Genomic DNA, 15,379 nt, shown 5'->3' on the forward strand with positions numbered 1-15,379 from the left:
TGATTCATATGTGGACGCCGCCTATGGCAAGGGTTGATTTTGTCGGTTGCGGTGATCGGTTGCTTTCATATGTCCGGCCTGCTTGCGCGGCTGTCTTCTGCCGCTGGCCCTGATGGAAATCCGCCGGTGAGGTCCCTGATCAACCTGGCGCGCTTTGGAGGCGCGTTGAATCAGACGGGTTTGCTTCACCTTTGGCTCGATCGTTACGCATCATCGACTGCCATTGCCAATCTGGTTTCGGCCGGTGCTGTCAAACGGGTCGCCCGTAGGGCCTGTAGGTCTCGCCGCGCGTGAGCAGTACCCATGCGATGCGGGCGAGTTTGTTTGCGAGCGCGACAGAAACAAGCCGAAACGGCTTTTTCTCCAGCAATCCGTTCACCCAGTCCGTCATCGGCGTCGGGTTTCGCTTGGCGTGCCGCATGACTGCCGTGGCCCCGACGACCAGCAATCGCCTGAGATAGCGGTCGCCCTGTTTCGAGATGCCGCCAAGCCGGGTCTTGCCACCTGTTGAGTGCTGCTGCGGCGTGAGCCCAAGCCAGGCAGCGAACTGTCTGCCGGAGCGAAATTGATCCGGGTCCGTAACGGTCGCTGCGAGGGCGGTCGCGGTGATCACACCGACGCCGGGGATGGCCGCGAGCCTGCGGCTTGCCTCGTTCCCGGCATGCCAGGCCTTCAGGTCCTGATCCAGTGCGCCGATCTCTTCGGTCAATTCAGCGATCCGGCGGATCAGGATCTCAAGCGCCCGGTGGGCATAGGCTGGCAGGGCTTCATCGGCAAATGCCCGATCCGCCAGCTTCACCAGATTGGCGATGCCCGGATTTGCGACAAGGCCATATTCGGCCAAATGCGCGCGAAGCGCATTCGCGGCCATGGTTCGTTGGCGCACGAGTAGCGATCGGGTCCGGTGCGCCATCAGGATGCTCTGTTGTTCTACCGTCTTCACAGGAACGAACCGCATCGTCGGACGCCCAACGGCCTCGCAGATCGCTTCGGCATCCAGAGCGTCGCTCTTGCCGCGCTTCACGTATCCCTTGACGTAAGACGGCGGCATGATCCGCACGTCATGGCCCATGGCGATCAACGTCCGAGCCCAGTGATGCGCCGTGGCACAAGCTTCCACACCGATCAGGCAGGGTGGCAGCTTCGAGAAGAACGGGAGCATCTGTTTACGATGCAGCTTCTTCACCAGAACGGTCTTCCCGGCCCCATCCACGCCATGTGCCTGAAAGACACTCTTAGCCAAGTCCAATCCAATTGTTGCTATGTTCATCGGAACGCTCCTTTCCTGCTTTTGCGTGGTACTCCGCACCACATCTGGCGCTGAGCTCGCAGCGGCGTCCACATCATCAACATGGAGCGCGCCTCGATGGCGGCATCGATGGCAAAAGGCGCGACAGCCTCGAGAACAGCTTCAGTGATGAGCTTGTCGGGCCGGAACCCACCAAAGGTGATGCAGCGTTTCTGTCCGAGAAGAAGGTTTGGATTGTCACAGCGGTAGACGGGGCGTGGCGTGCGGCCTGTATAGACCACATGCAACCGCCGCCCGCATCTCGCACAGCAGAGGAGACCGGCCAGGAGCGCGCCGCCGCCGCGACCGGATTTGACCCCGCCAGCACGTCCGAAAGCGTTCTTGGCCAGTTGCGCCTGATTGCGTTCATATTCCTCCCAATCGATATAACCGACATGGTGGTCTCTGATGACCACATCCCAGTCTTCGGGCGACTTGCGGTTCTTGTAGGTGACATGCGCGCGGCCGTCCCGGATTTTTGCTTGCCGCCCGGTTTTACCATAGGCGTAGACCCCAGCATAAAACATGTTCTTCAATACGCTGATCACGTTGCGGTAGCGAATGGGCTGCCATTCGAAACTTGTCAGTCGAATGCCATCGGAAGGCCTGGGGAAATGAATGCCCTCACCGGACATGGCCAGAAGAACCTGCCGGGCGCTTCCGAGTTCGCGGAACCGGCAGAAGATCTGCCGGACGACCTCCTGGGTGCGGCGATCGGGATCGAACATCACCCCGGCGTCGCGGTCCCACAGGTAGCCGATCGGCGGCGTATAGCGCAGTTCGCCTCGGCGCGCTTTCGCTCTTGCGGCTTCAACCATCCGCGTGCGCAGGACGCCGAGCTCGAACTCGCTGATGCTGCCCTTCATGCCCAGAAGCAGCCGGTCATTGGGATGGCGCGGGTCGTAGACGCCGTCATGATCCACGACACGCGCATCTACCAGGCCGCAAAGCTCCAGCATGTGATGCCAGTCGCGCCCGTTGCGGGCCAGACGCGACACTTCCAAGCAGAAGACCGCGCCGATCGACCCAGAACACAGCATGGCGACAAGCCGTTCGAAGCCGGGCCGGGCCTCGCACCCGCTGGCTGATACACCAAGATCGTCGTCGATGACATCAATCCCGGCAAAGCCATAGCCACGGGCCATCTCGACAAGATCGTATTGCCGGCGCTGGCTTTCGAGGTTCGTCATGACCTGACTCTGTGTCGACTGGCGCACGTAGATCACAGCCTGCCGCTTCAGCAGCTCCGGTGGAAACGTGAGGGCCATGTCATTCATCACTTTGCCCTCCCGGACCGGTTCTTGCCGCGGTCAGGAGCACCTGGGCCAGCGCTGTCACGATCGACCGGTATTCCGGTTCCGTCAGCAACGCCGGCTGGGTCAAAGGCAGTGGCAACTGGGTTGGTGTCAGGATCTCGCGATGCTTCATTCGGGGCCTCCATGGGTGAATCGTCACCCTTGAAGCCTCGCCGAAAACCAAGGTGCCCGAGAACCGAATGAAGTTCGAAAAGCGCATCCGCGGACGCCAATGGAGCGCCAAGCTCGAAACCCTGACAAACTGTTGCATCCAAAATCCATGCAGGCGCGAGGATCGCAATACCTGGATCGCGCTCGAGCCCGACATGTTGGCCATCACCGCGATTGAGCGTCCGGAAAACCTTCACGTCCGCGCCAAAATAGGCATGCCATCGATAATGAACCCGATAAACCTGCCCGACATGGGCAGAATGAACGGGAACTGGCATTGACGAGGAAGAATGCGCTTTTTGCCGGCCACGACGAAGGCGGCCGCACTTGGGGCCGCATCGCTTCGCTCATCGCCACGGCGAAAATCAACGGCGTCGAGCCCTTCGCTTACCTCAAGGCCACCCTCGAGGCCATCGCTGCAGGTCATCCCGCCAGCCGGATCGACGAGCTCCTGCCCTGGAACTACATGCCGTCAAGCTGATCCAGGGTGAGGTGCAGACATCGCTTACTCTGGATCGCGGCCGGCGCGACAAGGGGCTGGGCAAGGGCGTCAAGAAAGGCCGGATCTGGGCCTATGTCCGCGATCAGCGCCCCTGGGCGGGCACGGCTCCCCCCGGTGCGGTCTACCGGTTCGCCCCGGACTGGAAGGAAGAGCACGTCCTTGCCCATCTCGGCGAAACCCGCGGCATTCTCCAGGCCGATGGCTACAAGGGCTATGCCAAGCTCTATGCCGCCGATCCGGACGGCAAGAGCCAGTTCCGGGAAGCCGCATGCTGGGCGCATCTTCGCCGCGACTTCCACGATGTCTGGACCGCGACGAAATCCGAGATCGCGCGCGAGGCGCTCGACAGGATCGGAAAGCTATACGACATTGAACGGGAAATCAGCGGCAAGCCCGCCGAGGTGCGGCTTGCCGTGCGCCAAAAGGACAGCAAGCCCAAGGTCGATGCGTTCCGGGACTGGGCCGAAAGGCAGCTCACCCGCATTCCCGGTAAGAGTGATCTGGCCAAGGCGTTCCGCTACGGGCTTAGCCGCTGGCCCTCGTTCACGCTGTTCTTGGAGGACGGGCGCGTAGCCATCGACAACAATCCCGCCGAGCGCGCGCTGAGACCGATTGGCGTCGGAAGGCGGAACTGGCTATTCGCTGGCTCGGATACCGGTGGTGAAACGCTCGCCCGCGCCATGACCGTGATTGAGACCGCCAAGTTGAACGGGCTCGATCCGCAGGCCTACCTCGCCGACGTCTTGGATCGCATCCACGATCACATGAACAATCGCCTGGCCGAATTGCTCCCCTGGAATTGGAGCCCGACAGATCAATCACGCAACGAGGCCGCGTGATGTCCGCAACGACCTACGTCTGCTCGATCGCCCATGTCGCCACCCGCCTGGGCGAAAATCCCGAGCTGCTTGAGGCCATCGTCAGCAACGACGACAACCTAACCTACGGCAATATCGTCAGCGTCCATGTCGGGCACGACGACTACATCACCGCGCTGACCGACGACGGCATCGACGAGATACGTGATATGCTCGCATCCGCACGCGTGTCCGTCGAAGAATGGCACAGCTTCCTCGACGACTTCGTCGCCGAGCCGGACATTATCGCCCGCGTCAAGGACCAGCCGCTGCGGTAGAAACCGGGCGGTTACTGATTTCATGACACCCGAACTCTTCAAAAGAGTGCTTTGATGTTGGCTGCGGAATGATCTGATCCGTCCGATAACGGAAAACGATTTAATAACAATAGGTTATTGCGTTTTTGTATTCGCGATGAGAAATCATGCCCATAATAGCCTTCATCGAATTGGCTTCCCTTTCCAGGATGCCGATCCGCTAAATCGACGGGAAGCCAAAGGATCAGCACGCTTTACGAAGAAGTTGGCAGTTGCGGGCCGATTGAGCGGTCTGGGCTATCTCGTGAAGAAGAAACCGCCACATGTCTTGCCGATAGGCCCTGTGGAAGTTCTGATCCCGTCGTGCCAGTACAGTTCGGTGGAGGTTGGGTATTTAATGGGTTTGGTCCACGAAAAGTAAAAGTGTTCTTCGGGTTTTGTGACTGACGGATGAGGGCCTTTGGGGTCCCTCGGATGGGTCCGGGCCGGGTTCCGGTCTGCCGTTCCTGATGAAGGGCATTCCCATGCAAACAGGTGTCTTGCGCGTGTTACGCGCGACCGCTGCCTCGTGGTGGTGGCACAAGGAACTACGCCGAACCGGCCAGACGTTGCTGGCACAGCGGCTCGAACGCCAGACCGTCCTGCGTGATCTCGGCTATCTCAGGCAGGCAGCGACGCTGCCGAATGCCCATATGATCTGCGGAAAGGGCGGCACGTTCATCCATCTCGGTTGGACCACCGTTTCAACCCTCGCCCCGATCGAGCGCTTTCCCTTGGCCGCCCTCGCGGTCGCACGAGGAACGCCGTTCATCGATATCCGACACGTCACCGATGTCATCGCCTTCGCGAACCTGCCGCGGGTGGTGCGGGACGGATCAGTCGACCCTGTCCATTCAGGTGCCGGCAGGTCTGTCTCGCTGACCTCCTACATCGACATGGTCGAAAAGCTCGGCGCGCGGATCACCAACAATCCACGGCCCCGTCAGTCAGCCTGATCACCATTCCCTCTCACCAACACTCGAAAGGAGGCCAGCCATGGCCCGTTCCCGCACGCCCAAATTCGATGCCTCCGAGGTCATCACGAACGAAATCATCCGCATCATCGAGCGCGGTGTCCTGCCGTGGCGCAAGCCCTGGACGGCAGGCGGCAGCTCACGCCCCCTGCGCGTGGGCGGTGAGCCCTATCAGGGGGTCAACAACTTCCTGCTGACGATGCGCACCGTGATGGCGGGCCACAGCTCGCCCTTCTGGATGACGCTGCCGCAAGCCAATGCGTTGGATGCGAAGGTCCGCAAGGGCGAGAAGTCCTCTGTCGTCGTTTACTACGGCCAAAGCCGGAGGGACGCCGGCGGCGAGGATGACCACGGGGAGAGGGATGATCGCTCCGAGGAGGCCCGCGTATTCCGCTTCCAGAAATCCTACCGCGTGTTCAACGCCTGCCAGATCGATGGCTTGCCTGACAGCTTCTTCCCCGACCCGGAGCCCGTGCCCGAGCATCCACCCTCCGAGCCCATCCCGCACATGCAGGCGTTTTTCGATGCCATCGACATCACAACCGTCTTCACGGGGACGGAGGCGTACTATTTGCCGCCCGTGGACAAGGTCTACATGCCATCTATCACGCGGTTCCAGGACCCGCGCAATTTCTACGGGGTCTGGGCGCATGAGCTGGCCCATGCCACGAAAGCCCCGCATCGGCTGAACCGCGATTTCGGGCTCTCGAAATTCGGCAACACGGCCTACGCGCGCGAGGAGATCGTCGCGGAACTGACCTCGGTGTTCCTGGGACAAACGCTCGGCTTCACGGCCCATACGCTCGAGATGAATGCCGCCTACCTGCACAACTGGTTGCGTGTCCTTCGCTCAGATAAGGCCGCGATCTTCCGCCACGCCGCTGATGCGCAACGTGCCTGCGACTACCTGATTGCCAGATCGGAGACGGGCAGGGCCGGGGAGAACGCCGAGGCCGCTTGAGGGTTGTGCGTCGGCAAAAGTGAAAGAAGGCTTTGGGAAGGGTGTTTCAACTTCTCAAAGGAGAGCCCTATGACCATCACTGCACAGCCCCAGACAGAATGCCCGGATCCGAGTGTGATCGCCGCGCAGAACGACGCGTTCCGCAAGCTCGCCTGCCTTGGAGTGCCGCCCGCGCAGCGCATCCAAGGCCGGATGCATGTCACCCGCTCGCTCATGGAGGCCGGCGATGGCTTCATGGCCGAGGCGGTGAAGGCAACCGGTGAGTTCGACACCTTCGAGCCCGAGAACGACCCGGACGGCTGGCACGATTTTGGGGCGGTCACGGTCCGCGGCGAAACCGTGTTCTGGAAACTGGATTTGTACGAAGCGGATTCCGATTTCCGCTACGGGGCCGAGACCCCGGACAACCCTGCAACAACTATGCGCGTACTGACCATCATGATGGCGCGGGAATGGTAGGGCAGGGGGGAGCCTCAAGTCCTACACCTCCGACGCGGAAGGCCCGCTGCCCCCAAAAAGGCAAAGCGGGCCTTTTTTCGCGGTGATCCCCGAAGCCGGGGATTGGTCCCGCGCGTAGAGGCGCGGGCCACCCCTAACCCATCTGGAAGGATATCCCATGACCACAAGCTTTGCCCCCCTCACCGTCGCCATTGGCGATCTTATCGCCCACCCCGCCAATGTGCGCAGCAACTCGCCGGAAACCTACGACCCCGAGAACATCGCGCATCTGAAGGCCAGCATCGCTGTGCTGGGCCTGCTCCAGCCGCTCCTTGTCCAGAAGCTCGACGGCAAATATGCCGTGCTCGCCGGTGGTCGTCGCCATGCCGCGCTGAAGGAGCTGGTCGCGGACAAGGCCGCAAAGGGGTTCACGGCGAAAACCAAGGTGGAATGCCGCCTTGTGCCGGAGGATTGCGACGTGACGACGGCGCTGTCGCTGGCTGAGAACATCACGCAAGCGCCGATGAATGCCATCGACGAGTTCGAGGCCTTCGCCCGGATGATGGAGATCGATGGCCAGACGCCCGAGACCATCGCTAAAACCTTCGGCACCACTGTTTCCGCCGTGAAAGGCCGGCTGCGCTACGGGCTGATCCACCCCGATATCCGCGCCGCGGCCCGGGCCAAGGTGATCACGCTCGATACGATGAAGGCCTTTGCAGAGCATCCGAGCCAGGAGGTGCAGCGCGAAGTCTTCGAGGCGCTCACCAAGGAAGACAGCTACCTGCAGGCCTACACGGTCCGTCAGGCGCTCAAGTCCCGCGGCGTCCAGGTCAGCGACGATATCGGGGCCTTCGTGCGCGCGGACTACGAGGCGCGGGGCGGCGCTGTCGCGGCTGACCTTCTGGAAGAGCATTCCGTGCTCGAGGATGCGGCGCTGGTCGAGACCATCCTGCTCGAGAAGCTCGGGGTCGCCGCCGAAGAGGCTCGCATAAAGCTGGGCTTTGCCTGGGCCGATGCAATGGTGCGCTATGATTACGCGACCATGGCCGACTATGGCCGCGTCTATCCCGGCCCAATCGAGCCGGATGAGGCCGCCCAGAAGCGCGTGGATGAAATCACCGCCGAGCTTGAGAAACTGCAGCTCGAAATGGAGGATGAAGGGCTTGAGGACGATGCCTACAACGCTCTCTACGACCGTGTGGATGCTCTGGAAGAGGAAGCCCGCGACCTGCAGGAGGCCTACAGCGCCGAGGACCTCGCGCGGTCTGGGGTGATCGCGTCGTGGCAGGGTGGGCAGATCACGCTCCATGTTGGCCTCGTCCGTCCGGAAGACACCGTCAAAGAGGCGGGCTCGCGCGGCTCCTCGGCCAACCCGACCGAGGAGGAGGCCCCTGACCCGGGCGAAATCACCTATCCAGCCTCACTGGCTGAGGACCTCAAGACCGAGCGGGCCATGGCGCTCGGTGCCGCGATGGCGCTACATCCGGAGGCCACGCTCGATCTGACGCTTTTCAAGCTGGTGAGCGACGTCCTGGCCAGCGGTATGAGCGTCACGCAGGCGATCAAGATCGACGCCCGCAAGGAATACCGCAGCCATGCCAAGATGGACGAGATCGACGAGACCTCGCTCGAGCAGGTGGCGGCGGCGCATGATGCGCTGGACCTCTCGTGGCTCGATGACAGCCGCTCGCCTGCCGATCAGTTTGCGGCGTTTCGCGCGCTGGAGGCAGGGGAGAAGGCCAAGCTCGTCGCCTATGCGACCGCCAGCACGACGCAGTCCTGCTTCGCACGGGACCGCCAGCGCGACAGCCTGATGCATGACTTCGAGATCGAGATCATGCCCGACATTCGCGCCCATTGGACGCCGAACGCGGCGCTCTTCAACCGCTTCAAGAAGGCTTGGCTCCTGAAGATCCTCGGAGAGGATCTGGGTCTCGCTCAGGAGGCGGTGACGCTGGCCTCGTCGAGCAAGAAGGAAATCGTCGCCTTCTGCGATAAGCTCTTTGCCGAGCCCTTCGCCACGCTCACCGACGCGCAGCGCGCTGCCGTGGCCGCCTGGTGCCCGCCGATGATGCAGACCGCCGGTCTCGCCTTTGATGAGGCGGAGCCCACTGCGGAAACCCCGCAGCCTGACAGCGAGGTCGCGCAAGCGGCCTGAGCCATTACGCGACCCGCGCGAGGCATTCCCGCGCGGGTCGACCCTCTTCCAAACCGAACAGAAAGACATCCCCATGGCTATTCTCAAGTTCTCTTCCTCCGCTGTTGCGGCACAAATCGCCCACGCGCGCGCCTGCAAGACCTTCCTTCCCAACTGGAACGGACCCGTGGACAGGCCCGCCTTGATCCTCATCGTCGGCAATGGCGTGCATCTGCGCTCGAACGGCATTGATGGCACAACCACCCGCATCGTCACGACCGAGCAGGCGGATCCCTCCTTCGCCTTTGCCGACGGCATGAATCCGTTTCGGGATGCCGATTGGATGGCGCAGCGGCGCATGGCGTTCCGCGACCTGACCGGTCAGTTCTACACCGACATCCTGGACGATGTGCAGGCGCTGATTGACAGGGGGCAGGGCACGATCCGGCTCGCCACGGATGGCCACAGCATCCGCGTCTTCGTGCGCCGCGCCTCGGACTATCTGATCGGCGGGACCTACGAGGTGCCCTCGGGCCTCGGCGGCACCTTCCGAGGCATCCTCAAGGATGCCTGCGACACCTTCGCGATCGTTCAGAACTGCGGCAATTGCGAGGATTTTGACGCCATGCAGCCCTATCGTGTGCCGCTTGATGCGCTCATGGAGATCGACGATCGGAGGGCGGCATAGTGGGATGGCTTTTCTACACCGACCGCCGTATCAAATCCTACGCGGATGAGAAGGCGGAAATTACACGGCTCTGTACCTTCGAGACCGACATCCGAAAGACAGAACTGCTCAAGGCCTGCAAGGTGGGTTCGACCTGGTATGCGGCGGCAAGGGTCACAAACCTCCACGGATCTCCGGTCGAAGATGCGACCTATGTCACAGACCCTGACGGCACCGTCACCTTCGGTGCCGTATTCCTCACCCGATACGACGACGGCTGCTGGGGCTACAAGGACATGGAGGAAAGCGCTGGTCCCGTCGAGTCGCGCGCTCCGCTCAGCCTTCTGGCGCTGCTCTCGGAATTGAAGGACCCAGAGAGCTATGCCCATGCCTGGCGCCAGCGCTGCCGGGACTGGGCTTCGATTCCGGACTACGAGGAAGGTGACAGGATCAGGCTCGCCGCGCCCGTGACGCTCACCGATGGCAGCACCTGCCAGATCGTCACCGTGACGCACTACAGACGCGGGCGGCAAAAACGCCGCTGCTACCGCATCGAGGAAACCGGCGGGCTCGTACGCCTGTCGAAAGCGACGCTTTCCGGCTCGGAGCTGCTCAGCTCCGCGAAAGGTGCTGCTAGCCCGGTGCTGGCGGAGTATCTCGCGGGGCAGGGTGGCTGAGTTTCCCGCTGAGACAACACCACGGGACCACGCGCACACATACTGCCGACTTGAAATCGTATCTCAAATGAGATACATCACGCCCATCAACTGGAGAACCATCCATGCCTGCCCAAACATCCATGCTTCATGTCCGTGTTGACGATCAGCTGAAAGCACAGGCTTCGGACGCACTTGCGGGCGTCGGTCTGACGCTCTCCGACGCGGTGCGTATTCTTCTGACCCGCGTGGCCGCAGAAGGCGGATTGCCTGCCGGATTGACCGCTGATCCAGATGCCTATGACGCCTGGTTCCGGGCGAAGGTACAGGAAGCGCTGGACGATCCAAGCCCCACAACGCCCCATGCCAAGGCGATGCAAGACGCCCAAGCATTGATTGACGGGAAGCGCCTTGCCAAATCTTGATGGGCCCGATCTTGAATGGAAAGCCACGGCCATCGCCGACTTGTTGGCAATCATTGACTACATTTCCGACGACAACCCGGATGCCGCCCAAGTTCTCAAAGATGAGATTGAACGCAAGACGTCCCTCCTTCCAGAACGCCCTCAAATGTATCGTGCGGGCCGTGTCGATGGGACCCGTGAGATGGTTATTCGGCCAAACTACATCGTGGTTTATGTTGAAGGCCCTGAGATGGTGACCATTTTGCGCGTTCTTCATGCTGCGCAGCAGTGGCCATGATCGGGGTGCAGGCCCCCCGCTAAGAAATTGCCCGTTCTCCGCCTTCAAAGTGTAGAGCGGGCTTTTTGTCCTTTGGAACTCAGACCCTGATCCAAAGGAAATCCCCATGACCAAGCCCAAACCGGCAAATCCGGCTCTCTCAATTTCCGACGCTAACCTCGCATCTGCCCTCGCGCAGATCGGCACGGAGATCGACCGCCAACCCCTGCGTAGCTCAGCGCTCGCGCGCATCATGCGCGAGACGTTTCATGGCAGCGATGCCGGCGGTGCCTGGGACTGGCGCATGGCCTATGACCTGATGCAAGCCGCGGCCGTCCAGGTGCTGCTGCGTGGGGACGCAGCGGCAGGTGACATCGCCGCTGCAAAGTTGCTTGCCTCGCGGCTGCTGACAGAGACGCGCCGCTCAGAGCAGCAGATCCGGCTGCAGCAGTTTTCCACGCCGCTGCCATTCGCGGCGCTGGTGGTGCGGGCCGCAGCGATCCGCAAGGGCGAGACCGTGCTCGAACCATCCGCGGGAACTGGCGCCCTGGCCGCTTTCGCCGCCCGGGCCGGTGCCACCCTTGTGCTCAACGAGATCGACCCCTTTCGCCAGAGCCTATTGCGCGCTGTCTTCGGTGGCGAGGTGACGAGCCATGACGGCGAGCATATCGACGATCTGTTGCAGACGCCGGTTCTACCCGACATCGTGGTGATGAACCCGCCTTTCGCCTCCTCGGTCGATCGCTCCCGCGACAAGCACATCGCTGCCAAGCATCTCATCGCGGCTGCAAAGCGTCTAGCACCCGGTGGCCGGCTGGTGGCGATCATGCCGCCGGGGTTCAGCCCGGAGCGTGATGGCGCGCACTGGTCCCGCGCCTGCGGTCTCCTGACGCCACGCTTGGCGCTCACGATGCCGGGGCAGGTTTATCGCAAGCTCGGCACTTCTGTCGAAACCCAGCTGATGGTCTTCGACAAGGTGCTTGAGGACGGCGAGATGATCCGCGCCACAGTCCGGAATCTGGAGGAAGCCCTTCCTCTTGTCGACGCCGTGGCCGCAACCCGGCCTGAGATGCGCCCCGCCCAACGGGTTGAAGCGATCCCTCATGCTCGACCGACCGTTGCATCCTCTGCCCCGCGCAAGACCGCCGCTGCGCCTGTCGCCCCCTCCAAATCCCGGGCCAATGCCGTTGTCCCGCTAGTTTTCACGAGCCTTGATATCCCGCGCGACAACACGCCGATCTCGGACATCTATGCGCGCTACCGTCCGCAGCGGATCGAGATCGCGGGTGCGCAGGAACATCCCACCCCGCTCGTCGAAAGCATCGCCATGGCCTCGGTTGCCCCGCCCATGCCCTCAAACACGGGCAGTGATGACTTGCGCCTGCCCGCACGGTTGATCGAGGAGGGAGATCTCTCCGAGGCGCAGCTCGAGACCATCATCATGGCGCATGATGCCCATGCGGGTGCTCGGCGTGTCCGAGGTGATTGCCCGCTACGAGGGCTACGGAGATTCCGGCAATTTCGAGGAGCTGGCGCTCCAACCGGACCAGACCGACCTGCCGGACGACTTGGAGACCGCGCTCCGCGATTTCGCCTGGTCGTTTGCCTATCACCTGCACCCGGGGTTCGAGAACAACGAGGGCGGCTATGGCGAGCTGACCTGGGACGTCAGCGCGGACAGCATCACGCTCGATCACGCGGACCGGTATGTCGAATGTTCCCACAGCTTCGACGAGGGGCTCTGAGATGGCCCATCCCCTTCATCACGCCGAAAGCTCTGCCCGGAAGTTCGGCGGCACGCCGGCCGACTACCAGGCGATCCACAACTGGTTCGATGCCAGCAAGGCGCATCTCGCGCTCTTCACGCATCGCGCCCTGCGCCACCATACGCAGGGCATATTCGAGGCCGAGCGTGTCTTCGGGGCGGTCGTGACCAACAACGCCGGACGTCACGTCCCGGTGCGCTGGATCGGCGAGCAGCATGTCCGCGAAGATTGCCAGGGTCGCATCCCGAGCCTTGCGGACTGGCTCACACGCATCCAGCCCGAAGCCTGGATGGCCAATGGCCACATCGACCTGCAAGACGGCGGGCCCGGGGCCGATCCGCGTTCGGATTGGCTGGCCGAGGTCGCCCAAGGCCGGACCATCCTCGGCCTTCAGGACTGGATGGCCGCACGATCCCCTGCGGTCTGAGGGCCTGGCCCGGCATAGGGCCTGTGACGGCGCAAGGCCATGTCCGCGCCAGGGGTCCGACCGTCGGTCGGGCCTCCAACGATCAGACATCATTACATGAATTGGAGAGTCAGATGACCCTCGCCGAAATCAAGGCCGCCGTGGATGGCGGGCAAACCGTCCATTGGGCCAACGAGGGCTACCGCGTGATCAAGGATCGTCTTGGTCAATACCTCGTCACCTATCTGCCGAACGGCAGCGCCATCGGGCTTACCGATCGGCGCGGTGACAGGTTGATCGGTCGTGAGGCGGACTTCTTCGTCTCCCGAGCCGCCGAAAGTCCAGCCGCAGGTCAGGGAGGCCGTGCGCATCTGGAGGGCGCGACCTCCCCACCAACTTCACCGCGAGCTGACCAGCGAGGCTGAAAGGAAAGAAGGCTTCTGGTTTTTGCGATCCCATGAGGGGTCAGAAAGCAAACTGGGGTGCTGGCACGAGGTCAGGCCCCGCAACCTCAAGAAAGGTAAGACCCATGTTCGCAGGAACCCTGACCAAAACCGCCGACACCGCCGCCGCAGCCTTTACCGGCATGATCCATTCCTCGCGGTTCGACATCGCAATCCAGCTCGAGACCCGGACCAAGATGTCGGAGCGGAGCCCGGACTTCGATGTCACCGCCGTCAACAAGTCGGGGCGCAAGGTGCGCATCGGCACGGCCTGGAGCGAGACCGGCAATACCACCGGCAACCCCTACCTCTCGATGCAGATCGACGTGGGCCTCGGCCCGTTCCGCGTCAATGCGGTGCAGAGCAAAGAGGCGCGGGAGGCGCAGAGCGACGACTACGAAATTATCCCGCTGGTCTCGAATGGCACCATGAAATCCGGCTCGATCTCGGGCGAGCTGACGGCGATGGATGCTGACAACGCCTTTGCCGGATACGTCGCCAACATGATGTTCGATCTCGACTTCATGCTGATCGAGAACGCGTTCAAGACCGAGGAGACCCATCCCGACTACCGCATCGAGGTCAGCTCGCCCAAGGGACATCCGATCCGCGTCGGCTCGGCCTGGATGGCGAAAAGCAATCGCACCGGGAACGACTACGTTTCGCTCCTGATCAACACGCCGGACGGTGATCTGCGGGTGAACGCGGTGCAGAACGAGGAGCAGCGCGGCGGCCAGACCTTCTCGATCATCCCCTTCGTCGAGAGCGCCGGGCCGGACCGCCCGGGCAGCACCGGCCTGGCCCTCGTGGGGTAGGAGGCCTCGCAAGGCGCGCCCGGTCAAACGGTTTTGAGCAGGCGCGCAATCCAGCCCAGAGAGGCCGGGCCCGGGAGGGGAGCCGCGGGATCGCGGTTCCCCTTTTGCCATTCCACGCACAAGAAAGGAAAATCCCATGTTCAACTTCGACCATCCCAAGCTGGCCGCGCTGGCTGAGACCGAAGGCTACAGCGATATCGTCGACTTCATGGAAGACTGCGCGCTCGACAGTCTCGTTCCCGCGATCTGCATGGCGCCCGGATGCGATTACACCGCCGAGCTTGAGCCCGATCAGAGGACCGGGTTTTGCGAGCTCTGCGGCCGCCCTTCCATGAAATCCGGTCTCGTCATCGCCGGCTTGATCTGACCGCCTGCCTTCCGCTCCCCTCTCATGACTGGAAACCTACTGATGCCTCGCAACACAGCAGACTTCGCAACGACACCCGCCCCGGGGTTTTCCGAACAAGAGATCGCCACGATCGATGCGGCGACAGTGATCCTGCGCCGCCATGTCCGGGCGACTACTTCTCTCCACTCCTGGGACAAGCTGACCGACTATCTCGCGCTCACCGCCGTTCGGGAACGGGTGGAGGTCTTCCGGGTGCTGCTTCTGGACCGCAAGAACAAGCTGATCCGCGACAAGGTCATGTCCCGTGGCAGTGTCAGCCATGTGCCGGTCTATGTCAGCGAGGTTCTTCGCGCCGCGCTGGTCCTCGATGCCTCCGCTGTCATCCTGTGCCACAACCATCCGTCCGGCGATCCCCAGCCAAGCCAGGCCGATATCGACATGACCCGGAAGATCGTTGACGCCTGCCAAGTGATGGAGATCACCGTCCACGATCATCTCATCGTCGGTTATGGTCGGGAGAAAGCCGCGTTCAGCATGCGGGCGGCGGGCCTCCTCGGCGCGTGAGGCCAGATCATCGACGCTGGGGTTGACGGAAATGGCGGATGCGATGCGGACGTGCGCTTGCGAGACAGTCGCAGCAACCTGCGCGGACGGCTCGGTGGGTCGCGCGTTCA

General features: G+C 62.4%; 19 protein-coding genes and 3 pseudogenes. 19 read left to right on the forward strand and 3 right to left on the reverse strand.

The features are described from left to right. Window positions 1-250 precede the first annotated feature (250 nt). Genes BMW90_RS20450 through BMW90_RS26785 form a run of 3 tightly spaced genes read right to left on the reverse strand, consistent with a single transcriptional unit; the run spans window position 251 to window position 2,716 of the window. Entirely contained in the window at window positions 251-1,270 is a 1,020-nt protein-coding gene (locus BMW90_RS20450; protein WP_074838651.1) for an IS110 family RNA-guided transposase, read from the reverse strand. Further along, the gene (locus BMW90_RS20455) at window positions 1,267-2,565 is read right to left on the reverse strand and encodes a recombinase family protein (protein ID WP_083416135.1); all 1,299 of its coding nucleotides are present in this window, start codon (window positions 2,563-2,565) and stop codon (window positions 1,267-1,269) included. The genes BMW90_RS20450 and BMW90_RS20455 overlap by 4 nt, the downstream gene beginning before the upstream one ends. Continuing rightward, complete coding sequence (locus BMW90_RS26785; protein WP_162804721.1) at window positions 2,558-2,716, reverse strand: hypothetical protein; 159 nt, start codon at window positions 2,714-2,716, stop codon at window positions 2,558-2,560. Before BMW90_RS26785 ends, BMW90_RS20455 begins: the two co-directional genes overlap by 8 nt. A gap of 67 nt (window positions 2,717-2,783) precedes the next feature. On the opposite strand from BMW90_RS26785, the gene BMW90_RS20460 reads away from it, so the two are divergent. The 19 genes and pseudogenes from BMW90_RS20460 (at window position 2,784) to BMW90_RS20550 (ending at window position 15,269) form a co-directional block, all read left to right on the forward strand. Further along, on the forward strand, window positions 2,784-3,035 hold the full coding sequence (locus tag BMW90_RS20460) for a hypothetical protein (protein WP_074838653.1): 252 nt from the start codon (window positions 2,784-2,786) through the stop codon (window positions 3,033-3,035). Beyond that, window positions 3,020-3,235, forward strand: a pseudogene (locus tag BMW90_RS20465) (transposase domain-containing protein); the annotation flags it as partial. The gene BMW90_RS20460 and the pseudogene BMW90_RS20465, both read left to right, overlap by 16 nt. Next, a pseudogene (tnpC, locus tag BMW90_RS20470) lies at window positions 3,211-4,095 on the forward strand (IS66 family transposase); the annotation flags it as partial. The pseudogenes BMW90_RS20465 and tnpC, both read left to right, overlap by 25 nt. Then, entirely contained in the window at window positions 4,095-4,391 is a 297-nt protein-coding gene (locus BMW90_RS20475) for a hypothetical protein (RefSeq protein ID WP_074838656.1), read from the forward strand. The pseudogene tnpC and the gene BMW90_RS20475, both read left to right, overlap by 1 nt. 488 nt (window positions 4,392-4,879) lie before the next feature. Further along, complete coding sequence (locus BMW90_RS20480; protein WP_074838658.1) at window positions 4,880-5,365, forward strand: hypothetical protein; 486 nt, start codon at window positions 4,880-4,882, stop codon at window positions 5,363-5,365. 40 nt (window positions 5,366-5,405) lie between these two features. Beyond that, window positions 5,406-6,344 (forward strand): ArdC family protein, encoded by a 939-nt coding sequence (locus tag BMW90_RS20485; RefSeq protein WP_074838660.1) that lies wholly within the window; start codon window positions 5,406-5,408, stop codon window positions 6,342-6,344. A 69-nt stretch (window positions 6,345-6,413) separates the two neighbouring features. After that, complete coding sequence (locus tag BMW90_RS20490) at window positions 6,414-6,803, forward strand: DUF3768 domain-containing protein (RefSeq protein ID WP_074838662.1); 390 nt, start codon at window positions 6,414-6,416, stop codon at window positions 6,801-6,803. Between the two features lie 157 nt (window positions 6,804-6,960). Further along, window positions 6,961-8,943, forward strand: a complete 1,983-nt coding sequence (locus BMW90_RS20495) for a ParB/RepB/Spo0J family partition protein (RefSeq protein ID WP_074838665.1) — start codon at window positions 6,961-6,963, stop codon at window positions 8,941-8,943. 73 nt (window positions 8,944-9,016) lie between these two features. Then, on the forward strand, window positions 9,017-9,610 hold the full coding sequence (locus BMW90_RS20500; RefSeq protein WP_074838667.1) for a regulator: 594 nt from the start codon (window positions 9,017-9,019) through the stop codon (window positions 9,608-9,610). Further along, entirely contained in the window at window positions 9,610-10,266 is a 657-nt protein-coding gene (locus tag BMW90_RS20505; protein ID WP_074838670.1) for a DUF6927 domain-containing protein, read from the forward strand. The genes BMW90_RS20500 and BMW90_RS20505 overlap by 1 nt, the downstream gene beginning before the upstream one ends. A 104-nt stretch (window positions 10,267-10,370) precedes the next feature. Then, a complete protein-coding gene (locus BMW90_RS20510) occupies window positions 10,371-10,670 on the forward strand; it encodes a type II toxin-antitoxin system RelB/DinJ family antitoxin (protein WP_074838673.1) in 300 nt (99 codons plus the stop codon). Then, complete coding sequence (locus BMW90_RS20515; RefSeq protein WP_074838676.1) at window positions 10,657-10,947, forward strand: type II toxin-antitoxin system RelE/ParE family toxin; 291 nt, start codon at window positions 10,657-10,659, stop codon at window positions 10,945-10,947. Before BMW90_RS20510 ends, BMW90_RS20515 begins: the two co-directional genes overlap by 14 nt. Window positions 10,948-11,053: 106 nt before the next feature. Then, window positions 11,054-12,388 (forward strand): annotated as a pseudogene (locus BMW90_RS20520) (strawberry notch-like NTP hydrolase domain-containing protein); the annotation flags it as partial. 1 nt (window position 12,389) lies between these two features. Further along, entirely contained in the window at window positions 12,390-12,671 is a 282-nt protein-coding gene (locus tag BMW90_RS20525; RefSeq protein ID WP_407657407.1) for a DUF6878 family protein, read from the forward strand. Between the two features lies 1 nt (window position 12,672). Beyond that, window positions 12,673-13,119 (forward strand): DUF6915 family protein, encoded by a 447-nt coding sequence (locus tag BMW90_RS20530; protein ID WP_074838681.1) that lies wholly within the window; start codon window positions 12,673-12,675, stop codon window positions 13,117-13,119. Window positions 13,120-13,232: 113 nt separating this feature from the next. Beyond that, the gene (locus tag BMW90_RS20535) at window positions 13,233-13,523 is read left to right on the forward strand and encodes a hypothetical protein (protein WP_074838684.1); all 291 of its coding nucleotides are present in this window, start codon (window positions 13,233-13,235) and stop codon (window positions 13,521-13,523) included. Between the two features lie 104 nt (window positions 13,524-13,627). Further along, entirely contained in the window at window positions 13,628-14,356 is a 729-nt protein-coding gene (locus tag BMW90_RS20540) for a DUF736 family protein (protein ID WP_074838686.1), read from the forward strand. 136 nt (window positions 14,357-14,492) lie between these two features. Beyond that, window positions 14,493-14,723: a hypothetical protein gene (locus tag BMW90_RS20545; RefSeq protein ID WP_074838688.1), complete on the forward strand. Its 231-nt coding sequence runs from the start codon at window positions 14,493-14,495 to the stop codon at window positions 14,721-14,723. Between the two features lie 42 nt (window positions 14,724-14,765). Then, a complete protein-coding gene (locus BMW90_RS20550; protein ID WP_083416136.1) occupies window positions 14,766-15,269 on the forward strand; it encodes a JAB domain-containing protein in 504 nt (167 codons plus the stop codon). The last annotated feature ends 110 nt before the right edge of the window (window positions 15,270-15,379 follow it).

The organism is Marinovum algicola (assembly GCF_900109145.1).
Lineage (GTDB): Bacteria > Pseudomonadota > Alphaproteobacteria > Rhodobacterales > Rhodobacteraceae > Marinovum > Marinovum algicola.